Source organism: Pseudomonadota bacterium, assembly GCA_018823135.1.
Classification (GTDB): Bacteria; Desulfobacterota; Desulfobulbia; order Desulfobulbales; family CALZHT01; genus JAHJJF01.
In genome coordinates this window covers 55,610-81,928 of record JAHJJF010000086.1, presented here as the reverse complement: position 1 = coordinate 81,928, position 26,319 = coordinate 55,610, and the positions used below count along the sequence as shown (strand labels likewise).

23 protein-coding genes are annotated in these 26,319 nt (G+C 47.9%); 10 read left to right on the top strand and 13 right to left on the bottom strand.

The features are described 5' to 3' along the window. Window positions 1-4: 4 nt before the first annotated feature. On the top strand, window positions 5-1,510 hold the full coding sequence (locus KKE17_09270; protein MBU1710179.1) for a radical SAM protein: 1,506 nt from the start codon (window positions 5-7) through the stop codon (window positions 1,508-1,510). A gap of 248 nt (window positions 1,511-1,758) precedes the next feature. On the opposite strand, the gene KKE17_09265 is transcribed toward KKE17_09270, so the two are convergent. Both KKE17_09265 and KKE17_09260 read right to left on the bottom strand, forming a co-directional pair. Beyond that, window positions 1,759-2,808: a WYL domain-containing protein gene (locus tag KKE17_09265; GenBank protein ID MBU1710178.1), complete on the bottom strand. Its 1,050-nt coding sequence runs from the start codon at window positions 2,806-2,808 to the stop codon at window positions 1,759-1,761. A gap of 752 nt (window positions 2,809-3,560) precedes the next feature. Then, a complete protein-coding gene (locus tag KKE17_09260; GenBank protein ID MBU1710177.1) occupies window positions 3,561-4,079 on the bottom strand; it encodes a nitroreductase family protein in 519 nt (172 codons plus the stop codon). Between the two features lie 388 nt (window positions 4,080-4,467). On the opposite strand from KKE17_09260, the gene KKE17_09255 reads away from it, so the two are divergent. Next, a complete protein-coding gene (locus KKE17_09255) occupies window positions 4,468-5,967 on the top strand; it encodes a DEAD/DEAH box helicase (GenBank protein ID MBU1710176.1) in 1,500 nt (499 codons plus the stop codon). A 488-nt stretch (window positions 5,968-6,455) separates the two neighbouring features. On the opposite strand, the gene gdhA is transcribed toward KKE17_09255, so the two are convergent. The 6 genes from gdhA to KKE17_09225 all read right to left on the bottom strand — a co-directional run bounded on the left by gdhA (window position 6,456) and on the right by KKE17_09225 (window position 14,203). Beyond that, on the bottom strand, window positions 6,456-7,805 hold the full coding sequence (gdhA, locus tag KKE17_09250; GenBank protein MBU1710175.1) for an NADP-specific glutamate dehydrogenase: 1,350 nt from the start codon (window positions 7,803-7,805) through the stop codon (window positions 6,456-6,458). Window positions 7,806-8,050: 245 nt separating this feature from the next. Beyond that, window positions 8,051-11,011: a phosphoenolpyruvate synthase/pyruvate phosphate dikinase gene (locus KKE17_09245; protein ID MBU1710174.1), complete on the bottom strand. Its 2,961-nt coding sequence runs from the start codon at window positions 11,009-11,011 to the stop codon at window positions 8,051-8,053. Between the two features lie 291 nt (window positions 11,012-11,302). Continuing rightward, window positions 11,303-11,872: a 2-oxoacid:acceptor oxidoreductase family protein gene (locus KKE17_09240; GenBank protein MBU1710173.1), complete on the bottom strand. Its 570-nt coding sequence runs from the start codon at window positions 11,870-11,872 to the stop codon at window positions 11,303-11,305. Between the two features lie 35 nt (window positions 11,873-11,907). Beyond that, on the bottom strand, window positions 11,908-12,744 hold the full coding sequence (locus tag KKE17_09235) for a 2-oxoacid:ferredoxin oxidoreductase subunit beta (GenBank protein ID MBU1710172.1): 837 nt from the start codon (window positions 12,742-12,744) through the stop codon (window positions 11,908-11,910). Window positions 12,745-12,756: 12 nt separating this feature from the next. Then, window positions 12,757-13,899 (bottom strand): 2-oxoacid:acceptor oxidoreductase subunit alpha, encoded by a 1,143-nt coding sequence (locus KKE17_09230; protein MBU1710171.1) that lies wholly within the window; start codon window positions 13,897-13,899, stop codon window positions 12,757-12,759. After that, a complete protein-coding gene (locus KKE17_09225) occupies window positions 13,886-14,203 on the bottom strand; it encodes a 2-ketoglutarate oxidoreductase subunit delta (protein MBU1710170.1) in 318 nt (105 codons plus the stop codon). Before KKE17_09225 ends, KKE17_09230 begins: the two co-directional genes overlap by 14 nt. Before the next feature lie 225 nt (window positions 14,204-14,428). On the opposite strand from KKE17_09225, the gene KKE17_09220 reads away from it, so the two are divergent. Then, window positions 14,429-14,854: an ankyrin repeat domain-containing protein gene (locus tag KKE17_09220; protein MBU1710169.1), complete on the top strand. Its 426-nt coding sequence runs from the start codon at window positions 14,429-14,431 to the stop codon at window positions 14,852-14,854. 32 nt (window positions 14,855-14,886) lie between these two features. Here KKE17_09220 and KKE17_09215 read toward each other — a convergent pair whose 3' ends face one another. After that, the gene (locus KKE17_09215) at window positions 14,887-15,105 is read right to left on the bottom strand and encodes a hypothetical protein (GenBank protein MBU1710168.1); all 219 of its coding nucleotides are present in this window, start codon (window positions 15,103-15,105) and stop codon (window positions 14,887-14,889) included. A gap of 596 nt (window positions 15,106-15,701) precedes the next feature. Between KKE17_09215 and pckA the strand changes: the two genes are divergently transcribed. The 4 genes from pckA (at window position 15,702) to KKE17_09195 (ending at window position 20,020) form a co-directional block, all read left to right on the top strand. Then, window positions 15,702-17,312 (top strand): phosphoenolpyruvate carboxykinase (ATP), encoded by a 1,611-nt coding sequence (gene pckA / locus KKE17_09210; protein MBU1710167.1) that lies wholly within the window; start codon window positions 15,702-15,704, stop codon window positions 17,310-17,312. A gap of 87 nt (window positions 17,313-17,399) precedes the next feature. After that, window positions 17,400-17,732 carry a PilZ domain-containing protein gene (locus KKE17_09205; GenBank protein MBU1710166.1) on the top strand — a complete coding sequence of 111 codons (333 nt, stop codon included), beginning with the start codon at window positions 17,400-17,402 and terminating at the stop codon, window positions 17,730-17,732. Window positions 17,733-17,940: 208 nt separating this feature from the next. Continuing rightward, on the top strand, window positions 17,941-18,729 hold the full coding sequence (locus KKE17_09200; protein ID MBU1710165.1) for an AMP nucleosidase: 789 nt from the start codon (window positions 17,941-17,943) through the stop codon (window positions 18,727-18,729). Between the two features lie 217 nt (window positions 18,730-18,946). Beyond that, complete coding sequence (locus KKE17_09195; protein MBU1710164.1) at window positions 18,947-20,020, top strand: glycosyltransferase; 1,074 nt, start codon at window positions 18,947-18,949, stop codon at window positions 20,018-20,020. On the opposite strand, the gene KKE17_09190 is transcribed toward KKE17_09195, so the two are convergent. Then, window positions 20,003-20,269, bottom strand: coding sequence for a hypothetical protein (locus KKE17_09190; protein ID MBU1710163.1), 267 nt, complete (start codon window positions 20,267-20,269; stop codon window positions 20,003-20,005). The genes KKE17_09195 and KKE17_09190 overlap by 18 nt on opposite strands. A 222-nt stretch (window positions 20,270-20,491) precedes the next feature. Here KKE17_09190 and KKE17_09185 point away from each other — a divergent pair, with 222 nt between their 5' ends. From KKE17_09185 to KKE17_09175, 3 genes are all read left to right on the top strand, one after another. Further along, window positions 20,492-21,148 (top strand): hypothetical protein, encoded by a 657-nt coding sequence (locus tag KKE17_09185; protein MBU1710162.1) that lies wholly within the window; start codon window positions 20,492-20,494, stop codon window positions 21,146-21,148. A 205-nt stretch (window positions 21,149-21,353) separates the two neighbouring features. Further along, the gene (locus KKE17_09180; GenBank protein ID MBU1710161.1) at window positions 21,354-23,267 is read left to right on the top strand and encodes an ATP-binding cassette domain-containing protein; all 1,914 of its coding nucleotides are present in this window, start codon (window positions 21,354-21,356) and stop codon (window positions 23,265-23,267) included. Next, the gene (locus KKE17_09175) at window positions 23,264-23,731 is read left to right on the top strand and encodes an SEC-C domain-containing protein (protein ID MBU1710160.1); all 468 of its coding nucleotides are present in this window, start codon (window positions 23,264-23,266) and stop codon (window positions 23,729-23,731) included. Before KKE17_09180 ends, KKE17_09175 begins: the two co-directional genes overlap by 4 nt. 87 nt (window positions 23,732-23,818) lie before the next feature. Here KKE17_09175 and KKE17_09170 read toward each other — a convergent pair whose 3' ends face one another. Genes KKE17_09170 through KKE17_09160 form a run of 3 tightly spaced genes read right to left on the bottom strand, consistent with a single transcriptional unit; the run spans window position 23,819 to window position 26,309 of the window. After that, window positions 23,819-24,217 carry a response regulator gene (locus tag KKE17_09170; GenBank protein MBU1710159.1) on the bottom strand — a complete coding sequence of 133 codons (399 nt, stop codon included), beginning with the start codon at window positions 24,215-24,217 and terminating at the stop codon, window positions 23,819-23,821. Next, window positions 24,217-25,953 carry a two-component sensor histidine kinase gene (locus tag KKE17_09165; protein ID MBU1710158.1) on the bottom strand — a complete coding sequence of 579 codons (1,737 nt, stop codon included), beginning with the start codon at window positions 25,951-25,953 and terminating at the stop codon, window positions 24,217-24,219. Before KKE17_09165 ends, KKE17_09170 begins: the two co-directional genes overlap by 1 nt. Then, entirely contained in the window at window positions 25,950-26,309 is a 360-nt protein-coding gene (locus KKE17_09160; GenBank protein ID MBU1710157.1) for a hypothetical protein, read from the bottom strand. The genes KKE17_09165 and KKE17_09160 overlap by 4 nt, the downstream gene beginning before the upstream one ends. Window positions 26,310-26,319: the final 10 nt, after the last annotated feature.

Here is a 26,319-nt window from a genome sequence, read left to right as displayed (position 1 = left end):
AATCATGTTGCTAGTTTTCCCTCCCATTGCCAAAGCCTGTGAGCCGCCCGCCGGTATAGCGCGGCTGGCCGGAGTTCTGCGCTTTCATGATTTTCCCTGCACCTTGCTTGATGCCAATATCGAGGCGCAGCTTTTTCTGCTTGACCACCCAGTGGTTTCAACGGACACCTGGAGCCGCCGCGCCGTAAAAAACCTTTCAGCAAACCTCAGCGCCCTGCAATCCCAAGCTATTTATAATAATATTTCCCGGTATCAGCGGGCGGTGGCAGATGTCAACCGGATATTGGAGATTAACGGAAAACCCTTCGGTTTGTCCTTAAGTCTGGAAAATTATCAGGACAACGCCTTATCTCCGCAAAAAAGCAAGGATCTTCTCGCTGCGGCGGAGACACATGACAGGAATATCTTCTATCCCTATTTTTCCCAGCGACTTTCAGGACTGATTTTTGCGCAGCACCCGGCATCTATTGGATTTTCCTTGAATTATCTCAGTCAGGCGATTACCACCTTTGCGATGATCGGTTTTGTCAGGAAGCATTATCCGGAAATTACAATCATTCTGGGTGGTGGTCTTGTCACTTCCTGGTTGAGAAACCCCGCCTGGGAAAATCATTTTGCAGGCCTCGTGGATCATCTCGTTGCCGGGCCAGGTGAAGAGCAATTGCTGGCGATTCTTGGAAAGAAAGGAAAGTCTATCTCCTGTATGCCTGATTACAGCGATTTACCTCAAGGTGATTATCTGGCGCCTGGATTTATCCTTCCCTATGCAGCCTCATCAGGGTGTTATTGGAGTAAATGCTCATTCTGCCCGGAAAAGGCTGAAGATAATCCCTATCTGCCGCTGGCCCCAGATCAGGTCATGGCGGATATTCAGGCGTTGGTCAAGCAGACCGGGCCGATTCTCCTGCATATGCTTGACAACGCCATAAGTCCTAAGCTTTTACAGGCTTTTATTGATCAGCCTCCAAGGGTTGACTGGTATGGTTTTGCCAGGGTTTCCGCGAGGCTCGCAGATCTTGAGTTCTGCCGGGGGCTGCGCAAATCAGGATGTGTAATGCTTAAGCTCGGCCTTGAGTCCGGCGACGGGCAGGTGCTTGAGGCAATGAATAAAGGGATTGATCCTGGTCTGGTGTCAAAGGCCCTGGTCGCGCTTAAAGAGGCCGGGATTGCCACCTACGTTTATCTGCTGTTCGGCACGCCGCAGGAATCAATTGCCCAGGCGAGAAATACCCTGGAGTTTATTGTGCAGCATAAGGAGGCGGTGAATTTTTTTAACCTGGCAATTTTCAACATGCCGGTGTGCGGCCCGGATGCGGATGACCTTGAGTTGCGGGATTTTTATGAGGGGGACCTTGCACTGTACAGGGATTTTGTCCATCCCCGAGGCTGGAATCGTAAAGAAGTACGGAAGTTTCTCGATCAGGAGTTCAGGCGTCATCCGGATATCGCGGCAATTTTAAGGCGAGACCCGCCCCATTTCACCTCGAATCACGCGCCGTTTTTTATATAGCATTTAATCTTTTTGGTAGGCTTAACTATCTGAAATAAAATGAATTAATCCGCAACATGGATCATGTTGCACAATTTGAATTTAGATTTTTGTAGTCAGGAGTCAGGAGAAACGCTGTAAAATTTTTTATTCTGAATTCTACATTCTGACTTCTGGGTACCTAAGGCAGTGAATTAATGGCACTGATTTTTTAAAATAACTCCAGTAATTTCAGTAAATTAGAAATAATCAGAAAGCTGAGTATAGTCTTAAAACCCCGGCAGGGTTTGCATGCCAGGAGCTTTCTTTTTGGTGGATGGTTGTTTAGGCTGGGAAGCAGAATATGTTTTGGCCAGACAATTCACTTCATCCCTGATATCCACGACAAGCTGATCCGGCGCTAAAACCAAGGCGCCCCTTCCCCAGGACAATACCCAGCGTTTTACCTCGAACAGGTGGTCTGTTTCAAAACCAAGGACAAGGCTGCCATCATCATATTCTTCCATAGTCTGTTCCTTGTGCCATTCTCTCTCTTTGATGTATATCGCTGTTTCCGGGTTGAATCGTATTTTTACCTGCTGGGTTTGCTCACCGGAAAAAATCCCAAAGCGTTTTGCAGAGTATTGTGTTGAGTCGAAATCGTCGGGAATGGTGAACTCCTCCGGCAGAAGGTCAGCCTGCGTTATTCTCGAAACCGCAAAGGTCAGGGTTTTGTTCCGCAGGCCGCAATGGCCGACCAGATACCATTCACCCTGGAAACTCACGACCTGATAGGGATTTACTTTGCGTTTGCTTGGCGCATCCCCCCCAGGTTTATGATAGCTGATTGATAGAGCCAGGTTTTTCTGAAGGGCTTTGGATATTGTTTCCCAGATTTGCGGATCAATGCGGGTGCTCCGTTCACCGATGACGGTAAATCGACTGTCTATCCAGGTAGGGTCTACAATAATTTTATCCGGGAGAGCCTTTTCTATTTTTTTGAACACTGAAACAAGGTTTCCATATATCGGGGTATTTTCATGCTGCTTCAGTGCTTTTTCAGCGATCAGCAGCGCAAAGAGATCGCTTTCATTAATACTGATTGCCGGCAGGGCGTAGTTTTCTTCCGTATAATAATATCCTCTTTTCTGCGGGTCGTATTCGATGGGCGCATCCCGCTGGTTTTTCAGATAATCCATGTCCCGTAGAATGCTTTTTCTGCTCACCTCGTATTCTTCTGCCATGCTTGTGCAGTTGGCAAGCCTTCCTGATTTCATACCTTGTCTGATTTTCTGATCAATAAAAATATGGCGTAATAACTGAGTCTTATCTTTGGGCATTTTAACTATCCTTTAGGGTAAATACCTGCGGCTCGCAAAGTAGTCACGGGATTATCTGATTAAATGGTGCATGGTCAAAACATTTTGAATACAGGAGCCGGTAGTAGGAATTCAGAAGATAAGCTTGAAAAAGAAAGATCTACAGATTTTTTTTCTGGCTCCTGGCTCCTGGCTCCTGGCTCCTGGCTCCTGACATTGATGCCCCGTAGCTAGAAAATCATAACGTATCTGCCGCAGGGAAGGTGACAGTCAAAAGAATTTCCAGCATGGGACAGTATTTGTCCCACCATGGTCTTTATAGTGATAGTAAATTTTACACAAAAGATAAAGACCTGGAGGTGGAAAATGTTTGGGAAAATGAAACTTTTTTTGGGATTGCACAGGGATGAAGGGAAAATAGTACATGAAGAACATGCACATTGCTGCACTCAAAGACTGAATAGCCCAGGCTTCGCGCGAGATCAGGTAGCGATTAATCAGCAAAGGGAGTATAGTAGTGTGAAGCTTCTTGACCGGCCTACTTATCTTCGCCGCGGTATTTCCATATCATTGAGTTAATGTCGAGTAGTATTTCTCAAGACAGTATTCATTTTTGTATGCAGGAGCCAGGGGCCGGAATTCAGAAGATAAACTTAAAGGAAGCAGGAAGGCTTTAAAGATTTTGTTTCTGACTTCTGGTTTCTGAATTCTGACTGCTAATTTCTGATACCCCGTAGCCTGAGGTCATAGCGCATTTGCCGCGGGGGAGTTCCTTACCATTTCCCCATGTGTACGCAATCTTCATTATAGCGGGTTCTGGGCGGATGGTTTTCCGCCGGCCATCCCAGTGCAATGCCGCACATCGGGATGATATTTGCCGGCAGATCAAATAATTTTGTGATGTCATCCATTCTTTCCGGTCTGGGATGAACCCCGAGCCAGCAGGAGCCAAGACCAAGAGCGGTGGCGGCAAGCAGGATGTTTTCAACTGAAGCGCTCAGGTCTTGCAGCATGTAGGATTCCTGTTGGTCATGGGCTTTGCCTATCTCGCCGCAGACGATAAATGCGGCCGCAGCATTTTTGAGCATTCTTCCATGGGGCAGGACATTGGCAATTTTACCAAGGGTTTCTTTATTATTGATTACCAGGTAATGCCAGGGATCTCTTGCTACGGCTGAAGGTGCGGCCATGGCAGCTTCAAGAAGGTCGGTAATGAATGAATCCGGGATGGGTTTTTCTGTAAACTTGCGTACACTGCGTCGCTTAAAGATAAATTGCAGATCAGGGTTCATCTTGGCCTCCTTTTTGACTGCATGTCGCAATGGATAATTGTATGAAAAGATTTATTTAGGTTTTATAAGCAAACAATATAGGGTAAAGAACAGTTCTTCTATTTTAAAAGAATAGTTGTTAAAAGGAACGTAAAAAAGGTAACATCCTCGACAATTGTTTTCTGGAAACTCCCCGGAGACCAACTAGTGGTTGTCCACAAATGGTCCTTTCGTCCTCTCTCTTTGTAATACTTGTAACCGCTTTCCAGATTGACGTTCAGCTTCCTCGGAAGAAGGTGTGTTTACGAGATATCGAAAACCCATATTTTTGGACAGACACGAGGTGTTTTATTTTGCCAATAACCTCATTTATTAATCGCTCGGAGAAAAGATTCAGGATATCGATTTAATGTTTATCAGAAAAATCATCAATAAATTTACCAAGAAAATCAGTGAATTAACTCAAGGGAAAAAAGAGAAGGCTCCGATTGTGGCTAGTGCCTCGAGGTCTGAGACAGTGGATGTCTCAGGGTCGCCCCAAATTGTTCGAAAAACAAGGAAGCGCCGGCCACCTAAACGAGTACAGGACAAAACTCTTGTTTCGGAGCATGAGCCTATTTTATGGGATGAATCCCAGTTTCAGGTCCCGGTTCAAGAGGGTAAGACCCGATTTCACGACTTGAGTCTTCCCAATGAGATCATCCACGCAATTGCCGATACCGGGTTTCAGTATTGTACACCGATCCAGGCCGAGATGCTCTCAAGCACTATTACCGGAAGTGATGCTACCGGACGCGCCCAGACCGGCACTGGTAAAACCGCGGCATTTCTCATCACAATTCTGACAACGATTCTCAGTAAAGCCCCACCCCAGGGGAGAAAAAATGGTGAACCGCGGGCCTTGATCCTGGCCCCGACCCGCGAACTTGTCATGCAGATCGTTGAGGATGCCAAGATTCTCGCGAAATATGCCTCTGTAGAGGTTGTTGCGGTCTTCGGCGGTGTTGATTATGCAAAACAACAAAAACAGCTCTCCGGGCAAAAGGTGGACATTGTCGTGGCTACTCCGGGTCGGCTCATGGATTTTCAGCGTCAGAACATAATTAACCTTGGCCGTGTTGAAATTCTGGTTATTGATGAGGCGGACAGGATGCTTAATATGGGATTTATCCCTGATGTCCGGCGTATCGTTTACAGTACCCCGGATAAGGAACGGCGACAGACTTTATTGTTCAGCGCGACGTTGACCCCCGAGGTCATCCAGTTATCCTCTCAATGGACAAAAAACCCCATAGTTGTTGAAATTGAGCCGGATCAGGTTGTTACCGATACAGTGAATCAGCTGGTTTATCTGGTTACCGGCAAGAATAAATTTGCTCTTCTCTATAATATAATCCAGGGTCAGAAGTTGGAACGGGTGATTGTCTTCTGCAACAGAAAGGACCAGACCAAGACACTTTCAGATAAATTGACCAGATACGGTATCGACTGCGCAATTCTTTCCGGTGACGTGCCGCAGCATAAACGGGCGAAAACCCTTGATAATTTCCGCAACGGTAAAATACGCGTGCTGGTGGCAACCGATGTTGCCGGCCGCGGCATTCATATAGAAAAAATCAGTCATGTAATCAATTACACGCTGCCCTTTGAGGCGGAGGATTATGTGCACAGGATAGGCAGGACAGGACGTGCCGGGCTGAGTGGGACATCGGTAAGTTTTGCCGATGAAAGTGATTCGTTTTATCTGCCGGATATCGAGGAGTTCATCGGCGAAAAGCTCCACTGTATCCAGCCTGAAGATGACTGGCTTATCCTGCCTCCTCCAGTGATCAAGGCGCCCCCCAAAAAAGAGTATGATAGAAACAAGAGACCAGTGAGGCCACGCAGAGAAAAGCGTTCTTTCGGGTGATTTGCTTGTTTTGTCTTAATTGCCATATAACAGTGAGTTAAGTTTGTAATTTAATGTTGTTTGTCTGGATAATCTTTCATGAATTCCCGAATAATTCCCACCCATTTCAATCTCCCCTGAGTTAGAGTCGTGGATCAATATTTCCAGGTCCGCCGCAATCTGGGGTGTAACAGGTCACGTTCTTGAACTCGCAGGTCTGTTTGCAGCTAGGGCATGTGTTGGGCGGAGTGGCGGCAGTTAAAAGAAAACCGCAATTTCCGCACTTCCAATATGTAAGACCACAGCTTGGACACAGTTGGGCTGTGAAACCTTCAGGGATTGTCTGACCGCAGTTTGCACAATGTTTATCGCTGGTTCCTGTCATGTCTTACTCCTCCTGTAATCTTAAGTTGTTTGACACTCATACTTACTTGGTAAGCCTTTTCTGCTTAACAGGCAAGAGAGAGATGTATTAAATCGAAAGAACAGATGGTTTGATGACGATTTCGTCACACCAGTCCCTGGTCCAGCATGGCATTCACCACTTTGACAAAACCGGCTATGTTGGCCCCAGCCACATAATTGCCCGGTTTGCCGTATTCTGAAGCCGCGTCAAGACAGGTCTTGTGAATGCTCTTCATGATGAATTTGAGGCGGCTGTCCACTTCTTCCCTTGGCCAGTTGAGGCGCATGCTGTTTTGGGCCATTTCAAGACCTGATACCGCAACCCCGCCGGCATTGGCCGCTTTTCCCGGAGCGTAGAGGATTTTATTGTGAAGGAATATGTCGATTGCCTCAGGTGTTGACGGCATATTGGCGCCTTCACTTACCAGGTTCACGCCATTATTAATCATATTCTGGGCGTCTTTGCCGTTTATCTCGTTTTCCGTGGCGCTTGGAAAGGCGCAATGGGCCTGATGATTCCATAAGGGGTTGTGCCCCAGTGATGCATCCGTCTTGGTATACACTGCCGTCGGGTATTGTTCGGTATATTCCTGGATTCTGCCCCTTCTGATTGTCTTGAGTTCTTTGACAAACTTGAGTTTATCCGCATCAATTCCCTCCTGGTCATAGATATAGCCGGATGAATCCGAAAGGGTGACCACTTTTGCATTGAGTTCGAGAAGTTTTTCAGTGGTGAATTGCGCAACATTGCCACTTCCGGAAACCAGGCAAACCTTATTCTCAAGGGTTTCATTTCTGGTGGCAAGCATTTCTGCAGCGAAATAAACGTTTCCGTATCCCGTGGCCTCCGGGCGGATAAGACTGCCGCCCCAGTTGAGACTTTTGCCGGTGAGGACTCCGGTGAATTCATTTTTCAGTTTTCGATACATGCCGAAGAGAAAGCCGATTTCCCGGGCGCCGACGCCGATATCACCGGCCGGAACATCGGTGTTCGGGCCGATATGGCGGAAAAGCTCTGCCATGAAACTCTGGCAGAACCGCATGACTTCATTGTCTGATTTTCTTTTGGGATCGAAATCTGAGCCGCCCTTGCCGCCGCCCATGGCCAGGGTAGTCAGGGCATTTTTATAGACCTGTTCAAAGGCCAGAAATTTCATGATGCCAAGATTGACCGAAGGGTGAAATCGCAATCCGCCTTTATAGGGGCCGATGGCGCTGTTCATTTCCACCCGGAAGCCGCGGTTGACCTGGACCTGCTCCTGGTCGTCCATCCAGGGCACTCTGAAGATGATAACCCGCTCCGGTTCGGTTATTCTTTGAAGAACCCCGGCTTTGCGGTATTCAGGGTTTCGATCCAACACCGGTTTCACCGATTCCAGTACCTCGCTCACCGCCTGATGGAATTCTTTTTCCCCTGGATTTTTCTCGATTATTCGCTCCATGAATTCAGACATTGAAAACCTCTTTGTTTGTTTAATTGAGAATTAGAAACCCGGTCTTCAGGTCCAGGTCAGAGTCAGTTGCTTTGCCTTAAAAAGTGTCAAGGCACAGAGGCAGAAGGCAGAAAGCATAAAACAGGAAATGAAAGAGTGATCCTGAAATGATTTTTAACTCACTGTAATGTTAGAGGATTTCATGAGGCTGCGGTTCAGGACCTCGATGTCCCCGCTTATATGTGCCTTTGTGCCTGCATTTATTATTATTCCCGGTCTGTGATCATAACGCATTGCCTGGTTCCTGCTCCATCCACTTTCAGAGTGAATGGCTTTTTCAAACAAACATGCCGCAGGTATCTGGTTTCTTCAATTACGGGTATGGAGCTGAGCCATTGCCAGTCGAGAATGTCTTTGCCCTCAGTCACGGTGATATAGGGGATGCCCAGTGATGTGATGTTGTGGAAAAAATGTGATCCCTGGGAAGGGTCGGCCTTGAGTTGCTCATTTCTCAATTCAATCATTGCACCGACCCCTGAAATGTCCTGCCATTGGACAGGGATGCCCAGCCAGGGGTCGGCCGATCCCCATCTTCCGGGTCCGATGAGCAGATACGGTTGATTATCTTTTGACAACAAGGCATTGATCTTTTTGATTTCATCAGCTATCCGTCTGGTTTGTGCCGGATCAAAGCTATCGGGCTTTACATAGACGATTTCGGAGATTTTCCGGTCATGGGCAAATCCCATGCTTTCTTGAGAGTAACAGAAAGCCTTTTGTATCTCCTCTTCGGTTATTTCCACCTTCAAACGTTCATTGCCGGCCACCATGGGACGGATTTGTAAAAAAAAGAAATCCCCCGAATGATCCTTTTCTGAAAGATCGGCTGAAAACTCGATTTCAACCGGGCAGCCCATGCCTTTTCTGCCTATGGCAAGGAGTTCGATAAGAATTTCAGGCAATGGGAATATGCCATGTTTTAACACATTGGCAAAAGTGAGAACCTTGGGGCCCGGATTGAAACTGTCTCTGATGCGGTTTTCTTCCGGAAAATAAGTGCTGCACAACCGTTGCACGGGAAATTCCTGTTCTGCATCAGCAAGCTCTCTTTTTTCCAGGTTGGAGTTCTTGGAAAATTTGAGGGATTCGGGGTAATCTTTTATGCGCAGTGCGTAGAAATAGCGCTGGCTGTAGTTGAGCATATCTTCAACCGTGGAAAATTGTGGCAGTATTTTCTGATACTTTGGGGTAAAGCGTAAGGATTTTTCGCCTTCAACCACGGTCTTGCCAAAACCCAGGGCAATCATTGCCGTGCCTTCTTCTGGCTGTACATTTCCGAACGGATAATAATTATGGGACTGCGCAACCCCGGAAATGGCCGGGTAATAATATTCTCCGTGATGACTGCCCACCAGGTGCTGGATGATTACTGCCATGCTTTCGCGGCCGGTGGTCTGAACTGCCTTTGAAAAGGCCCGTGGACCTGCAAAGCAGGAAGATGCAAACACCAGTTTGACTGATGCCAGGAGGTGCGTCAGCCGTACCTTGAAATACTCATGGTTATTGGGGATCATGAATGTTTCAAAGAGGCCGGCGTATGGCTTGTATTGCGCATCTTCAAGCAGGCTGGAGGAACGGATAGATAATGGGGTGTTTATATGAGCCAGATAGTCACTGAGCTCTTTTTCCAGCCATTCAGGCATTTGGGCCTGCAGAAAGAGATCGGCGATGTCCTGGTCTTTATCCGGCAGTTTTTGCAGATTCAAGCTGTTGTGAGTGACAAAGGCGTCAAATCCGTCAGTGGTGATCACGCAGGTTTGCGGGATCTTAATCGCGATACCGGGAAATTTATCAAACAGCTCCAGGTTGTTCCGAAACTGGGCTGCCATGAATGCCAGGCCCAAGGCTTTGCCACCCAGGGAACCTTTGCCGATTGTCACGAAATCCATGATTGCCGGATCAAAATCCTTGGAATCAAAGGGCGCGACAACTCCAAGTTGCCGGCATTTTCTCAGGAGGTGAATTTTTGAGACGATGTCATGGCGCAGCTCCTCCAGGTCAACTATTGCGGAAAGCCGGTTTTTATCGAGCAATGCCGCAAGGCCGATCTCGGAACGGGCCATGACCCAATGGGAAAAATGATTTCCCATGGCATGATATTTCAGTGATTCAGCCGGCAGGATGCGGATGGTATTTTCAAATGCATGGAGGTTTGCCGCATTGCCGATAACCACTCCGTCCGGGTTGCGGAAGATGAAATCACCAAATCCCAGATGCGCAAGAAAAAAAGCCTCAATCTCATCGTTTAATGACTGGGAGTTCTTGTCAATAAAGGTTGCCGGGATCCGGGCGGCATGTTGTTTATTGCCAGGCTCGGAACTGAGCAACAGAAGCGGCAGGTCAGGGGTTTGACGGCGGATTTTTCTGAGCAGGGAGACGCCGGTATTATCGGTCAGTTTGCTTTTTTTAGGGAACCGCACGTCCGAAAGCACTGCAAATACAAAGGGCTGGTAACGGTTATAGAGCGAGATTGCGTCCTCATAGTTTTCCGCAACCAGGATTTTGGGCCTGGCCCGCATTTTCAATAACCGGTGTTCCTGGTTCAGGCTTTCGTCAAGAACCGCCTGGGTCTGCTGGACGATTTCCCTATACAGGAAAGGCAGGAATCTGGAACGGTAATAGGGGGAATCCTCAACCAGAATGATTACCCGGACCATGGCGGTACGGGTGTCGGCTGCCGCGTTGAGGTGGTCCTCGACATTTTTTACAAGGGACATGAGGAAATCTGGATCAACAGACCAGAGAAACATTTTATCAATGCCGTTTACAGCAAGTTCCCGAGGATCAGAGCAAATGCCCTTGAGGCTGTGGGTTAAAAGAATAACCGGCAGATGCGGATTGATTTTTTTGATCTCTCTGCCCAGAGTAAAATAATCCATGTCATCCACCTGGGGCAGGGTGATGACCAGGTCAAAATCAGTTGTTTTGAGTATTTTTAAGGCTTCTTTTCCGGATGGGACCCGGACCAGACGGGGAGGATGGCTGAGGTTGAGCCCGCGGTATTCGCTGACGATCTTGGAAGTGAGGCTTCCTCCTTCTTCGAGGATGAAGGCATCAAAGAGGCTCAGAACCAGCAGGACCTTTCTGATCCTGTTGGGCATCAGCTCGTGAAAAACCTTGAAATCAGCCTCAAAGTCCTGGAAGCTGAGATCTTTTGTTAACCCCATGTAATTATATCCATATCGGTAAAACGGATTTTTTATTAGTCTCAAGTCAAGGTTAAAACTACCGTCTTAAGACTGTCAGTTTTGAGCATGTATATATTAGGAGTTACAGGCACAGAGGCACAAAGGCAGAAGGAACAGAGTAAAAAGGGAATAAATAAATACAATATGAAGAAGTAACGGCACGAAGTGACAGTCGACCTGGTTGGTGCTTGTATTTTTACACTTTGTGCCTTCTGCCTTTGTGCCTTACGCTATCGACTTCAGGCGATAGTCGTTGACTTCTATGGCCGCTTATATTTCTTCCTCTTCCTCAGGATTTATCGATCGGGGCAGGGAAGCAAGATCAATTTTCTTTGCCGCCCTTATTCCCTCTTTAAGCGCCTTGCGATTTAATTCCTTGGTGTCGCCGGGCGCCCTTGCAAGAACGGCTTTTTCAAGTTTCGGCAGGGATATCAGTGAGCACAATTGTCCTATTGCGCCCAGGGCAATCATATTGGCGACAATTTCCTTTTTGAATTTGTCTCTGGCGATCCGGGTGAAAGGAATGGCAACCGAACGGCTGGTGGGGATCTGGGTTACAAAGGTGGAATCGACCAGCAATATGCCGTTGGGCTTGAAATCAAAGAAGTAGGCATCACATGATTCCTGGTTCATGGCCAGGAGGAAATCGAGTTTTATCGCCTTGGGGTAGTCAATGGGGTGGTCGCTGACCACGACCTCGGCCTTGCTTTTGCCGCCTCTGGCTTCAGGGCCGTAACTCTGGGTCTGGCAGACGTATTTGTTGTCATGTACTCCAAAGGCCTCGGCCAGAATCACTGCAGCAAGAATAATTCCCTGGCCGCCTGAGCCGCTCAGGCGGATTTCATAGCGATCTTCTTTTGTTTTTTTGTTTTCGGTCACTGTTTCAGTTCCTTGGCCTTTTGACGAATCCTGGCATATTCTTCGATATAATCAGGTTTTTCCAGGTCGGCAAGGACGCCGATGGTGAAAGACCCGCCCTCGCTTTCAGAATCCATGCTGCCATCCGGCTTGATGTTTTTTGCACTGTCCCGTAGCCACTTCATCATGGTGACCGGATCTCCCATATTGTTCCTGCGGCCATACTGGACATGGCAGTTGGACATTACCTCGATAACGCTGAAGCCTTTTTTCCGGATTGCCTGGGCAATGAGTTTATCAAGAAGCTTTACGTGAAATACCGTGCCTCTTGCAACAAAAGAAGCGCCGGCAGTAACTGCAAGTTCTGCAATGGAAAAGGCATGCTCGATATTGCCGTAAAGAGCAGTCGAGGCCTTGCTGCCGTAAGGTGTTGTCGGGGAATATTGTCCGCCGGTCATCCCGTAGATCTGGTTATTGATTATGATGGCGGTAAGATCAAGGTTTCGCCTTGCCGCATGAATGAAATGATTGCCGCCGATTGCGGTGGCGTCGCCGTCACCCATTACCGCAATGACGTTGAGGGAAGGGTTGGCAAGCTTAATACCGGTTGCAAAGGTAAGGGCCCGGCCGTGGGTCGTGTGCAGGGTGTTGAAATCGACATACACCGGCAATCTCCCGGAACAGCCGATTCCCGAAGCCAGAACGATATCATCCTTGGCCATTTCCAGGCTGTCGATGGCGCGGATTAAAGAGCCGAGAACTATACCGTTGCCGCAGCCCGGACACCAGACATGGGGGAATTTCTTGTCATGCCTTAAATAATCATGGGAAAATTTCTCACTGTTATTCAGCATCTCAGGCACCTTTTACATATCTTTGAGTTTGGCATAAATTTCATCCGGGGTAATGGTCTGGCCGTCAATGCGGTTTAACTTCACAATATGACAACCATGGGAGTTTACCCTTTTCACTTCCCGGCTGATCTGGCCGACATTCATCTCAGGCACCAGGGCGGCCCGGCATTGGCGGAGGATGATGTCAACCGCATTTTTCGGAAACGGAAACAGGGTGACCAGTTGGATAAGTCCGGCCTTGATATTATGTTCACGGGCCTTAACCACCGCCCGGTGCGCCGATCTGGTAACCGAACCATAGGCGATAACCGCGATCTCCGCATCTTCCATTAAAATTGATTTGGTGATCTGGATTTCATAAAAGCCAGTGGTGATTTTCCGAAACAGCCGTTTTAAAAAGGCTTCAATTTCCTTGGGGTTCTGAGTGGGAAACCCTTTCGGATCATGGATCAGTCCGGTGATATGATGCCGGTAACCGTCTCCCATGGAGGCCATGGGCGGCACGCCTCGACTGTTATCTTCATAGGGGATGAACCACTCAGGAGGAGTGTTTGGATGAATGCGGTCCACCACCGCGATGGTGTTTGCTGCTGGAATATTGAGGATCTCCCGGGTGTGGGCAACGATTTCGTCGGAAAGAATAATCACCGGTACCCGGTATTTTTCAGAAAGATTAAAGGCGATGACGGTTAGATCAAAACAATCTCTCACCGAGGAGACCGCAAGCACGATAATCGGGTGGTCGCCGTGGGTTCCCCAGCGGGCCTGCATGACATCGCCCTGGGAGGGATTGGTTGCCAGTCCGGTGCTGGGGCCGCCGCGCATGACATTTACAATGACGCACGGGGTTTCGGTGATGCAGGCAAAGCCTAAGTTTTCCTGCATCAGGGAGAATCCCGGGCCGCTGGTTGCGGTCATGCTTTTTACACCGGCAAGGGAAGCGCCGATTATCGCGCCCATACTGGCAATTTCATCCTCCATCTGGATGAAGGTGCCATCCAGTTGAGGAAGGCGGACGGACATCAGTTCACTGATTTCCGAGGCCGGGGTTATGGGGTATCCGGCAAAGAACCGACAGCCGGCGGCAAGGGCGCCTTCGACAATCGCCTCATTTCCCTGAAGAAGGACTTTTTCAGGGGATTTATTTTTCGCCATTGTTTTTCCTCCTGCGGTCCGGATAGCGTTCATGGATGGTAATGGCGAAATCAGGACAATGGAGTTCGCAGAAAAGACATCCTATACAATCAGCAGGTTTTTGGGCCACAGGTTTTCCTTCATTGTCGCGAACGAAAACCTCTTTGGGGCAGAAAGCGATACAGATGCCGCAGGCTTTGCACCAGTCACGGAAAATTACCTGATTAAAAAGCTTCGTCTTTTTATTTTTCAGGTCGGTCTTTATGTCCCAGTAATCATCAGGGCCGTTCTCTGTTTTGTTGCCGGCCTGTTTTTTTCCAGTCATTGGTCACCTCTGAAAATTATCTGTGATTCATCTGGGGCATGGAAACTGAATAGTACAACAAAAGACGTGTGGAAGCATTTTATCAGGCAGAATTATCATAGCATACTGGAATGATGCGAAAAAACATTTTTAAGTTTTTTATTGGATTGACCATGGAAATTGAATGGATGATAATGTAATTTTTTTGAGATAATTTTAAAAACTGAAGGTGCCCCTTTGAATAATATGGAAAATTCTGAAAAAGAACCCACAGTACTTTTCAAATTCCGGCAGGCAATGGATGCAGGCGATGCAGCCGAGGTCATGAAGATGCTCCACAACGAGATCGCCGTGGATGTGGATTTCGGCGGCGGTGTCAGGCCGCTGCATCTTGCTGTTCAGCAGGGTCCGGATGAAATCGTCCAGATACTCATTGCGCAAGGCGCCGACCCGGATGCGGTTACCGAATCAGGATGGACCGCACTGCATACCGCAGCCCTTATGGGTAATCTGGAAACCGCCCAAGTGCTTATTGATCACGGGGCCACCCTGAATATTGCCAACGATCTTGGTCACAGACCCATTGATCTTGCCAGGGCCCATAAACGGCAAAGCATGATCAGCCTGCTTGACAAGGCCGGTAAAAAGCCCTGGCAGTTCTGGAAAAAGTAGGTCCGGCCAACAGGTGCGCCTGCCTGTGGCGGTTATGCCGCAATCAGCACCATTTCCCGATCCACATTGAGAATCCCTGATACGTCATGGACGATATCATTCACCGACAGGTATCCTGAATTGTCCAGCAGATCATGATGATAGGTCTCCTCGCCGTTTTCATCCTCGGCGACTACATAGCCGCATCGCAGGGTGCCGTCCATGAATTCGAGTTCATTGTCATCGAGAAACACCGTTACATTTGCAATCATTTTAATTTCTCCCAGAGTTAGATTGATTGTAATTCTGTCAAACGTATGTTGGGACAATAATCGACTGCCTGGGACAGATGGTGTCCCAGGCCTTATTTGTTTTGTATTTTTATTTAAAATCGGCGTAGGATTAATTTTATCATCGGAGAATTTTTTTTGGGAAGGGCTGTTCCGGTTTCAAGAGCAAGAATGAGAGCGCAACATTTCATATCATTATCCGATACCAGGGACTTTCATCTAAACCCTCATCTTTTATGGAGGCGCATCATGGCTTTTCGCAGATTAGAAAATAACAGGGGAATGCTGTATGAGCCTGAATCCGGACCGTACCTGAAAAAGCATGCCTGCCCTGATTGCTTTTCCTGTCAATGGTGCTCAAATGATCGATGCCTTTCCTGCAGGTGCCAGGAAGATCGCCGGAGCAAAAAACGTTGTCGGAACAGGAAAGAAATCATAAACCCGGTGAATTAAAGCATCGGGAACCCGGCGTGATTTTTCATACGCTGTGGCAGGACGAATTTTTAACCGGTGAAGGAATTGGACCGACACTGATTTAAATCTGCCTATTATTAAAAAATTTCACCAGGAGCAGGACAATGGAACTGGATGAACTTGTACCGAAATATGGCCTTGAGTATCTGGGGTTGCACAGTCTTGGCGAGGTGTATTGGAACCTTTCGACGCCGGCCCTGTATGAGGTCTCGGTTCGGCGTTTTGAGGCTCAGATCGCCCATCTGGGGCCGCTGGTTGTATCCATGGGGCAGCATACGGGCCGCGCTGCAAAGGATAAGTACATAGTCGAGGAACCCGAGACCCGCGATGAGATCTGGTGGAGCAAGGTCAATGTCCGTTATCCTGAAGAACGGTTTGAATCGCTTTTTAACCGGATGCTGGCATATCTGCGGGGAAAAACGGTTTTTGTACAGGACTGCTTTGCCGGGGCTGATCCTAATTTCAGACATCCGGTGCGGGTGATTACCGAATATGCCTGGCATAGCCTGTTTGCCAGAAATATGTTTATTCAGCCCCATGACCCGCAGACCGTTAAGAATTTCCGCCCGGAATTCACCGTGCTTCAATGTCCGAATTTTCATGCCGACAGTGAAGAAGACAAGACCCGAAGCGGCACTTTCGTGGTGCTTAATGTCAGCCGCAAACTGATCATCATCGGCGGCACTGCCTACGCGGGGGAGATCAAGAAATCAATTTTTTCAGCGCTTAATTTTCTGCTGCCGACAAAAGAAATACTTTCCATGCACTGCTCGGCAAATGTCAGCAGAAAAGACCCTGATGATGTGGCGATTTTCTTCGGTCTTTCCGGGACCGGCAAGACAACCCTTTCCGCGGACCCCAACCGTGATCTGATCGGCGATGACGAGCACGGCTGGTCCGATGACGGCATCTTTAACTTTGAGGGTGGCTGCTATGCCAAGGTGATCAAGCTGTCCAAGGAGGCTGAGCCTGAAATATATGATTGCACCCGGCGTTTCGGAACAATCTTAGAAAATGTCAGTGTTGATCCGGGGAACAGAAAGGTGGATCTGGACGATGACAGCCTTACGGAAAACACCCGCGCTTCCTATCCGCTTTCACACCTGCCGAGCTATGTAGAGTCCGGCATGGGAGTCCACCCGCGAACAATTATCATGCTTACCGCCGATGCCTTTGGCGTATTGCCGCCCCTGGCAAAGCTTTCAACCGAACAGGCAATGTATCATTTTATCAGCGGCTACACTGCGAAAGTGGCGGGCACCGAAAAAGGCGTCACCGAACCCACGGCAACCTTCAGCGCCTGTTTCGGAGCGCCGTTCATGATGCGCCATCCTTCGGTCTATGCTCAGCTTCTGGAAAAAAAGATCAAAAAGAATAATTCCATCTGCTGGCTGGTGAATACCGGTTGGTCCGGCGGGCCATACGGGGTCGGCTCCAGGATGAAGATCCGGTTCACCCGCGCCCTGCTCAATGCCGTTCTGGATGGCACTATCGCAAACATTGAAATGTATGAGGATCCGATTTTCGGGTTTCAAGTGCCACGGCAGGTTCCCGGGGTTCCTGATGAAATTCTTGATCCTCGCGGGACCTGGGCCGACAAGGAGGCTTATGATGCCCAGGCGAGCAAGCTTGCCCGGCTTTTTATAGAGAATTTCGAACAGTATAAAGACAAGTCACCGGCGAAAGTTATTGCCGCCGGGCCTCGCATTGTCTAACTTATCATTGTTTGGTAATAATTTAATCTTGCATAGTGAGGCAGGCATGGATTTTTTATTGAAATATAACGAATAAAGGGGGAAGAAATGGACTACAGGGAAAACAGGATTCAAGTGGCAATGTCATCCACCGTTTCCGACGGAAATTTCTTTTATGAAGGCATGGTGGCTAATGTTTCACGATCGGGTCTGCGGATATCAGATCTCCCCAAACGGTTTGATCCTCATGCAAAAAAATGCACTACTGTCATAACCGGCAAAGGTGAAAGTTATAAGCTCGTGCTGGAGCCTTGCTGGTCAAAAGACGACGGTCTTTATCAGGAAGTTGGTTTCAGAATTATTTCATCCCCTTTAGATTGGGCATTGTTCATGGATGAAATTGATTCTGATGATGCTGATATCTGGGGCGCCAACGCCTGAAGTCAACCAATCTATTCACCAATGAGTCTTCTTGAGCTGTTCTGATCCTGTATTGCGCCTGGTGCTGGTATTCTGTCGACGATCCTTTTTTTAGCGTATCTGAGTTTTAAGCAGGATATTATGCTTTTTATATAATATCATAGGGTTGGTTTGTTCATTTTCAGAGAAATTGTATTGATTATACACGTTATTATCGGAGAAACGGCGAATGTCACTGAAAGAGCATGAGTATGTAAGACACACATTGGAAAGATATACGAATTGCAGTCTTGATGAATTCTGTGATCATATTCTGATCACCAATTTCAGACAGTATCTCAATGAGTTTAAAGAAAGAACAGGCGGAGAATATCACGAGGGTAATTTCAGGATTGTCAATGCCCCGGATATAAACTGTACGATGATCGATTTCGGGATCGGCTCGCCACAGGCCGCCCTGATCATTAACTGCCTGGCCTATCTTGATAATCTTAAATCAGTCATCATGCTGGGTATGTGCGGCGGCATAGAGGACAGCCTTGAAATAGGGGATTTTGTTGTGCCTTCCGCCGCAATCCGCGGTGACGGAACCAGCAGACATTATCTGCCTCTGGAGTTTCCGGCAATTCCTGCTTCGTCAATAAACCTGTACTGTATCGGCGCAGTCAGGAAAACGGAAACCCTGGAACCGCGTTGCGGGATTGTTTACACCACTGACCGGCGTTTGTGGGAATTTGATGAGGATTTTGTTCAATACCTGCGACAGCTCAGGATTATTGCCATTGATATGGAACTGGCAACGCTTTTTTCCGTGGCTTATCATTATGAAGTTCCCATCGGTTCAATCATGCTGGTTTCCGATATGCCGCTTCAAAAGCGGGGAGTAAAGGACAAGAAGATTTCTGATATGGTTTATGAGCAGCATATGGGCGTGCATCTTGATCTTGCCCTGGAGGCGGTGATGAAGATTCAGGAAAACTGGAAAGAGGTGGAGCGGACCCTTACCAGTGAGTGGTAGTCAATGCGTTCAGTCGACAGTGCGCGGCTCGAATGTCATTACAGAGTGGCTGAGGGGCAAAGGGGCAAAGTTACAGAGTGACAGAGGCACAAAGTTACACAGTATAGGAAAAGTAATGAAGGGGGATGTCTCTGTCTCGAAGCGGGACTTCTGATGATTCCTTTCATGGTCCTTAACCAGATCCAATACAAAAACACCATGTGCCGTTTCTATTATCATGACTGATCATGATTTCGATTTATCCGTGATTATCCCCACCCTGAATGAGGAACAGTCAATTCCTCGTCTTTTGCAGGATCTTGCCGTGCAAAAGAAAATTATCTTTGAAATAATCGTCGTGGATGGCGGCAGCGCCGATTTGACCCTGGATCATTGTTCTGAGTTTCTGGATCAAAAAACTGTGCCGACGACTCTTTTTAAAACAAGGGCCGGGCGTGGCCATCAGATGAATGTCGGCGCGAAAGCAGCCTGCGCCAGGAATTTACTTTTCCTGCATGCCGACAGTGCAATCAGCGATGATCTTCTGCTGCACAATGCCTTGAAACATCTGAGCGAGCAAAGGGCTGCCCGTTTTCCATCGGAGGTTGCCGGGCATTTCCGTATGCGGTTCAAGAGAAAAGGCTCGGGAAATGAGAAGGCATATTATTTTTACGAGAGCAAAACATCCCTTAATCGGCAGGAGTGTTTCAACGGTGATCAGGGATTGATGCTTGCCAAAACCTATTTCGAATCTCTCGGGCGATTTGATGAATCCCGGCATTATATGGAAGATGCGGATATCGGCTCTAAACTTTTCGTCTCAGGCAAGTTAATTACCCTTCCGGGAACAATAGGTACCTCTGCAAGGCGGTTTGAGGTTGAAGGCTTGCAAGAGCGGCAGATCCTCAATGCCTTGATGCGGAATTTCTTTTCCAGCGGTTTTCACGAGTTTTTTGAGAGAGCTGAGCATGCCTACCATAGCCAGCAGAAGACAGAAAAACTCCAATTGAAACCCTTTTTGGAATTGATCCACAAAACGGTTCTGGCCAGAGGATTCAAGTCTGCCTTCATTCTCTGGTATAAAACCGGAGGCTATGTGGCAAATAACGCCTGGCAACTGGCATATGCCCTGGATTGCCGCAGCAATTATCGAAACCATATGCCACAGGGTGAAGGATCCGTCCCGCGTCTTGCGGTTTATGATAAATTGATCGGGCCCCTTTTGACCTCAAAACCTGGCAGTTTCCTCACCGCCCTTGCAACCCTTGTCTGGTTTTATGGATTGCGGCTGAAATTATCCCTTAAAAAATAATGGTGTTGATGCTCGCTTTTCTCTACGATGCCTATAAATCTGATTTTTTATTCGGGAAGCAATCCTGGGTTCTTCATCTTTCGCTTTTCTCAATTTTTGCGGCAGACACTCAAGGTTGATGCTTTCGAAAGGATAAAGGATTACAGCCCGTTCAACGGCATTTTCAAGCTCCCGGACATTGCCGGGCCAGGCATAATTGATTAATGCATCAATTACCTCTTGGTCGAACCTCCTAAAGATCTTTTTCAATGGCCTGCTCAATGTCAAGATTGCCCTGACTACTGAAGTTGTTTACAACTTCAGTAGTACAAAAAAGGAGATGAGCTAAACCCTCAGCTCCTTTTTTTATTATCGCTTTTTTAAAATCCTTGACACCGATGATGCGCCGTATAGGATATGTTAGAAGTCTCAGGGTTTTTGTGATGACTTGGCAAACTATCAGGTAAAAAACAACAAGAGAAATAAAGCGACATGAAAAATAAAACCACGTGCAGTAGTTTGTTTCTGCTTATCTTTCTTTTCAATTTTACCCATGCCAGTGCTGAAATCGATACGGCATCGATTTTCCCGGATGCCCGTCTGGCAGCTTCCAAGCTCGATCTCATCCTTCTTGAAAAAGAGATCAACTGGCAGGGAAAATACCTGCTGGATCCACCTGATAAATTACGGCGGCAGTATCCTCTCATCACCAAGATGGAAGTATCGATCAAGCTGGAATATAAAGAAAACAAGATACATGCGACAGGGTTAATCAACGATACCGTGAGTTTTATGCGGATCAGGGAAGATGATAGAAAGCAGCTGGTAAAAAATGTCGTGGACAACCTGTATGAATCCCTGGTGACCGGTAACCGCCCTGAAGTTGACAGAAACGGCCGACTTCAGCCGATTTCAAAAAAGGACATTGTTTTCAGTATAATTCTTAAAGATTTCAAGATAGACAGAAAGGGCAGGAATCTCACCGCTCTTCTTCCTCCCGAATATAACGGCGGCATCGGCCAGGCCGGATACCGGGACGGGACCTTTATATTCAGCACTGACTATTTCGCCAAAATCCAGATAGAACAGGGCGCCATAGTATCCGGGATTGCCAACAGTTTTATTTTTGAAAAAGACAGCGTAAAGTAGTCTCTCCGTTTTCCGGCATTCTGCTGATTATTTCTTCCTGCCGCCACCCCCAATCATTCCGGATGCAATTATGTATTTTCCTTGCAGGGAAAATCCTGCTGTGCCGCGTTTTCTCAAGTATGGATTGTGTAATTCTTCTAAAAGGGCTATATAGCCTGCATATTTTTCAGGTTTAAGCTTTTGTAAATATTTCGAAGGGTTGTTTATGAATTTGCTTGCATTACAGGAGATCACTATCAGTTTCGGCGCCTTGCCGGTTCTTAATCGTATTGATCTCAATATAGAGGAAGGGCAGAAAATCTGCCTGGTGGGTCGAAACGGCGAAGGGAAATCCACCCTGCTCAAACTCATTGCCGGCGATCTGCAACCGGACAGCGGCAGGATGATCAAACGGTCGGGGCTCAAGACCGCGATGCTGTCGCAGGATGTTCCCCATGAAATTGCCGGGACAATTTATGATGTTGTTGCCGGTGGCCTTGGTGAATCTTTTGAACTGCTGCGCCGGCATCATGCCATCAGCCTGAGGCTTGCTGAAAAAGAGGATCCCGGCCTGCTTGACGAGCTCATGGAGGTGGAACATGGGCTTGAGGCGGCAGGGGGCTGGCATGCCCGACAGCGCATCGAGACAGTGCTATCGCATCTTGAACTGAATGCGGACCTGCTGTTTAACGAACTTTCCGGTGGCTTACGAAGACGGGTGATGCTTGCCCGGGCACTGGTGAATGAACCGGAGTTGCTGCTCCTTGACGAACCGACAAATCATCTTGATATCGATTCCATTGCCTGGCTTGAGGAATTTCTTAAATCATCCGCCGGGACGATTATTTTTATCACCCATGACCGGATGCTTGCCGGAAAACTGGCTGATCGGATTCTTGATCTTGACCGGGGCAAAATAACCAGCTGGCCCGGAAGTATGGGGGAATATCTCAGGAAAAAGGATGAGCTGCTCGAAGTTGAGGCTTTGCACCAGAAAAAATTCGATAAGAAGCTTTCCCAGGAGGAGACCTGGATACGGCAGGGGATCAAGGCCCGGCGCACCAGAAACGAAGGCAGGGTGCGGGCGCTGATTGATCTGCGCAATGAGCGGAGCGCCCGGAGGGAAAAAATCGGCAAGGCCACTATGAAGCTCCATGAAGCGGATATTTCCGGAAAGCTCGTGGCCAAGGCTGAAAACATTTCCTTCCGTTTTGGCCAATCGTGGCTGGTGAAGGATTTCAGCACCACGGTTTTACGGGGCGACAAAGTGGGCATCCTCGGACCCAATGGCTGCGGCAAGACGACGCTGATTAAAATTCTTTTCGGCGAGCTCGTGCCTGAGACCGGTTCCGTCCATCTTGGTTCCAAGATTCAACTTGCCTATTCTGATCAGTTGCGATCCAAGCTTGATGAGGATAAAACAGTTGCGGAAAATGTCGGTGAAGGCAAAGAGACGGTAACCATAAACGGTTTTGAGCGGCATATAATCAGCTATCTGAAGGATTTTCTGTTTACCCCGGATCGGGCCCGGTCGCCGGTTTCCATTCTTTCCGGAGGCGAGCGTAACCGGCTCATGCTGGCAAAGCTGTTCTGCAGACCGGCAAACGTCCTGGTTCTTGACGAACCCACCAACGATCTTGATGTTGAATCCCTTGAGCTGTTGGAGGAAATATTGCTGGACTTCAAGGGAACGGTTATTCTTGTCAGCCATGACCGGGCTTTTTTAAACAACGTTGTGACCAGCACCTTTGTTTTTGAAGGAAACGGCAAAGTCCAGGAGTATGCCGGCGGCTATGATGACTGGCTCATGCAGCGTCCGGTAAAACGGAAGAATGGTCTTTCCTCTGAATTGAAAAAAAAGGAGAAAGCAAAGCTCGCTCCTTCCAGTGCGAGAAAACTCACCTTTAAGGAAGAAAGAGAGCTTGAAGGCCTTCACAAAAGGATCGAGGAAATGGAGGCCGAGCAAAGTGATCTTTTGGGGAAAATGGCCGATGGCGGCTTTTTTCAGCGGGATGGAGATGCAATCAGCAAGGCAAAAAACCGCCTTCAGGAGCTTGAACAAGACCTTGCTCGGTCTTATTTCCGTTGGGAAGCCCTTGAAGCGATTAAGGAAGAATACATGAACAGGAGAAAATCATGACACAATGTCCCTGCAGTCCGGATAAAAAATTCAATAAATGTTGCGGTCCGTTTCATAAGGGAGCTGCCGCCCCCACAGCAGAAAAGCTCATGCGCTCCCGCTATTCCGCGTATGTTCTCAAGGATTATGATTATCTCAACCGGACATGCCATCCTGATCATCAGGCCGATGCCGCTGATTTTGCCGACCAGGGGGACATTATCTGGAAGGGGTTGGAGATTGTCGACACCGAAGCAGGCGGTGAGGATGATCAGGACGGTATTGTGGAGTTTGTCGCCAGATACAGTCTCAAAGGTGCTGAATACCGGCAGCATGAACGGAGTAATTTCATCAGGCAGGACGGGCAGTGGATATACCTGGACGGCGAGTTTGTCAAACCTGCGCCGGTTCATTCGGAAAAAGTCGGCCGCAATGAGCCATGCCCGTGCGGCAGCGGCAAGAAGCATAAGAAGTGCTGTTTGTGATAACATTTTTTTGATTGTTCGGCGTGGTGCACGGTGTTGGTATCAGTTGAAATCTACATATAGATTGTGAGCTTAATCCCTGGCGTTCTAATCTTGAACACTCAGTCTCAAGTTAATGGCTTGATGGATTTTTTCTACCAACTCATCAAGTTCCACTGGTTTCATGAGAAAGTCGAATAAACCCCTCTGCATTCCGGAAATCCCGTGTTCGGTTGAACCGTGGGCAGTGATCAGGATAACCTCAATGCGTGGATCGTAATTTTTTATCATATCCAGGACCTCAAGACCATCAATCTCCGGCATTTTAAGATCCAAAAGCACGACATCCGGTTTCCAGTCCGATCGTATGAAGTTCATGGCTTCGTTGGCATCACCAAAGGCCATGACCTCAAAGTCGCGTAAGGCAAGGCATTCGGCACAGGTCTCGGCAAACTCGATTTCATCATCGATAATCAATACTTTGTTTTTAGAAATTGTTTTTTTCACTAATCTTGCCTCTGTTCTGGAAAACTTAGAATGAAGGTTGTGCCGATTCCCACAACGCTTTGGACCTGGATGTCTCCATGGAGCTTTTTCACCAGGCCATATGTGATAAACAGCCCGAGCCCGGTCCCCTGTTTATCTTTTTCATTCTTTGTCGTGAAAAATGGTTCAAATATTTTTTTCTGGATCTCGGGAGACATGCCGGGGCCGTGGTCTGATATTTCAATCCGGATGGCAGCCGGCTCCACTTTCTTTGTTCTGATCTCAATGCTGCTGTTCTTGTCCACAGAATCAATGGCATTGTTGATGATGTTGAAGAGAATCTGCTGGAGCTGCCCCTGGTCACTGGTGATGGCCGGCAGATCCTGTTGCAGATCAAGATCGATCCGGACGCTCTTGTACTGAGCCTCCCTTTCAAGAAAGCTTAAAACTTCCTCGATTACCATGTTGATCCACACCGGTTCAAGCTTGCTTTCCATTCTGCGGGCAAAGCCCAGGAGCCGGTGGGTTATGTCTCGGCTTCTGGCAACGGCCTTCTGCTGTGAGTCTAGTTGTGCTAAGAATTTTTCTCGATATTCAAAATCCTTTGTTAATGCCAGTAGATCCTTTAATAGCTGGGCCTTGGCATGGATAATGGCCAGAGGGTTGTTTATTTCGTGGGCAACACCTGCAGCCAGCCTGCCAATGGAAGCAAGTTTGTCATTATGTTCGGTCTGGGCAAGTAGGGCTTCTCGCGCTTCATCCGCACTACGGATCGATGCGGCAACAAATCCTGCTATGCGGTAAGCAGCGATGACGATTAACAATGAACAGACACAGAGAATGATCAGCAGTTTGCGTTTGAATTGGCGCCAGGGTTTTTTCTCTGCATATTGGGTATGTTCCAGGACAAGAGTCCAGGGGGTGTCCTTTATGGGGCTGTAGGTTCGGATTATCGGTTTGGAATTGCGGTATTCCTCGACAAGATTCAACCTGTTTTTGCGTGGAATTTTAGTTAAAGGACTTTGTGCGCCGACCTTTCCGTAAAAACTCGAGGAGCTTTGCAGCAGGCCTGCGCTGTTCACAAGAAAAACGTCCTCTACTATATCGGAATGGATTGACAGCAGAAAACGGTCAATTGTTTCCGTGTCAATGCTCGCCCGCAAAATCCAGTGGCTGTTGTCGGTTGAGATCTTTCTGCTCACTGCAACAACAAAATGCGGCAGATTGCGAAAGCCCAGGAAGACTTCGCTGATGTAACTTTGCTGGGCCAGTGTTTTGCTATACCAGAGGCTTTCGGCGTAATTTTTGCCCGTCAGGTTGAAAGGGCCGGAGTAGGTCTGCTGAACACCGTCTGGTCCGATTACACTTAAATCAACCACCCCTGGATTTTCGTGTTTGAGTTTTTCAAAAACCAGGTCAAGAGTATTCTGCTGCGTCAGATCCATGAATGAATATGCATCTGCGATGATGGATATTGATGACCGCAGTTTGCCCAAAAAAGTCTCAATATTCTGTTTGGTGCTCACCGTGCTCCAGCGGGCATTGCTTTCCACTTCCTCTTTTACCACCTGCCGGTATTGATTGTAGCTGAGTCCGGCGGTGATGATCAATGGAATCATCGCGACCATGCACAGGATCAAAAGCAGGCCTCTTCTGAGGTACAGATAGCGCTGCTGGGCAGAAAGGTTCGAATCATTGATGCAGAAGACGAACTGGTTCTGGGTGAAGCGAATGAGGCGGAGCCAAGGTGATTTCATGATTTTTCCTTGGATGGGGTCGAGGGTTGAATTTCCCGGACAACTTTTCCTGGCTGAAGATCCCCGTTGATTAATGAATGGAGGACACAATCAGCTGATCCGATGACCCGGTCGATAATTTCTATCTTCTTCCAGCAGAGGTATTGGTAATGTCTTTCTTCAATGCCGCCGCACACAACCAGGGTAATGTTTTCTTTAAGGATGAGGCTGCAGAGTTCGTCGCTTGACGGACCCGGCAGCAGGATGGTCCTCGATGTGGGGGGGACCCCTTGTTGTGCTTCCGTGATGATCACCTTGGTTGTGAGATCAAAACGTGGAGCGATGTAATCCTCAAGAAGGGTGAGCAGGATTTTCACTGAGCTGTCC

What these genes read in the sequence shown, in the direction of transcription:
- KKE17_09270 (MBU1710179.1), top strand. Translation starts at nt 5, where the DNA reads ATGTTGCTAGTTTTCCCTCCCATTGCCAAAGCCTGTGAGCCGCCCGCC.
- KKE17_09265 (MBU1710178.1), bottom strand. Translation starts at nt 2,808, where the DNA reads ATGCCCAAAGATAAGACTCAGTTATTACGCCATATTTTTATTGATCAG.
- KKE17_09260 (MBU1710177.1), bottom strand. Translation starts at nt 4,079, where the DNA reads ATGAACCCTGATCTGCAATTTATCTTTAAGCGACGCAGTGTACGCAAG.
- KKE17_09255 (MBU1710176.1), top strand. Translation starts at nt 4,468, where the DNA reads ATGTTTATCAGAAAAATCATCAATAAATTTACCAAGAAAATCAGTGAA.
- gdhA (MBU1710175.1), bottom strand. Translation starts at nt 7,805, where the DNA reads ATGTCTGAATTCATGGAGCGAATAATCGAGAAAAATCCAGGGGAAAAA.
- KKE17_09245 (MBU1710174.1), bottom strand. Translation starts at nt 11,011, where the DNA reads ATGGGGTTAACAAAAGATCTCAGCTTCCAGGACTTTGAGGCTGATTTC.
- KKE17_09235 (MBU1710172.1), bottom strand. Translation starts at nt 12,744, where the DNA reads ATGCTGAATAACAGTGAGAAATTTTCCCATGATTATTTAAGGCATGAC.
- KKE17_09230 (MBU1710171.1), bottom strand. Translation starts at nt 13,899, where the DNA reads ATGGCGAAAAATAAATCCCCTGAAAAAGTCCTTCTTCAGGGAAATGAG.
- KKE17_09225 (MBU1710170.1), bottom strand. Translation starts at nt 14,203, where the DNA reads ATGACTGGAAAAAAACAGGCCGGCAACAAAACAGAGAACGGCCCTGAT.
- KKE17_09220 (MBU1710169.1), top strand. Translation starts at nt 14,429, where the DNA reads ATGGAAAATTCTGAAAAAGAACCCACAGTACTTTTCAAATTCCGGCAG.
- KKE17_09215 (MBU1710168.1), bottom strand. Translation starts at nt 15,105, where the DNA reads ATGATTGCAAATGTAACGGTGTTTCTCGATGACAATGAACTCGAATTC.
- pckA (MBU1710167.1), top strand. Translation starts at nt 15,702, where the DNA reads ATGGAACTGGATGAACTTGTACCGAAATATGGCCTTGAGTATCTGGGG.
- KKE17_09205 (MBU1710166.1), top strand. Translation starts at nt 17,400, where the DNA reads ATGGACTACAGGGAAAACAGGATTCAAGTGGCAATGTCATCCACCGTT.
- KKE17_09200 (MBU1710165.1), top strand. Translation starts at nt 17,941, where the DNA reads ATGTCACTGAAAGAGCATGAGTATGTAAGACACACATTGGAAAGATAT.
- KKE17_09195 (MBU1710164.1), top strand. Translation starts at nt 18,947, where the DNA reads ATGACTGATCATGATTTCGATTTATCCGTGATTATCCCCACCCTGAAT.
- KKE17_09185 (MBU1710162.1), top strand. Translation starts at nt 20,492, where the DNA reads ATGAAAAATAAAACCACGTGCAGTAGTTTGTTTCTGCTTATCTTTCTT.
- KKE17_09180 (MBU1710161.1), top strand. Translation starts at nt 21,354, where the DNA reads ATGAATTTGCTTGCATTACAGGAGATCACTATCAGTTTCGGCGCCTTG.
- KKE17_09175 (MBU1710160.1), top strand. Translation starts at nt 23,264, where the DNA reads ATGACACAATGTCCCTGCAGTCCGGATAAAAAATTCAATAAATGTTGC.
- KKE17_09165 (MBU1710158.1), bottom strand. Translation starts at nt 25,953, where the DNA reads ATGAAATCACCTTGGCTCCGCCTCATTCGCTTCACCCAGAACCAGTTC.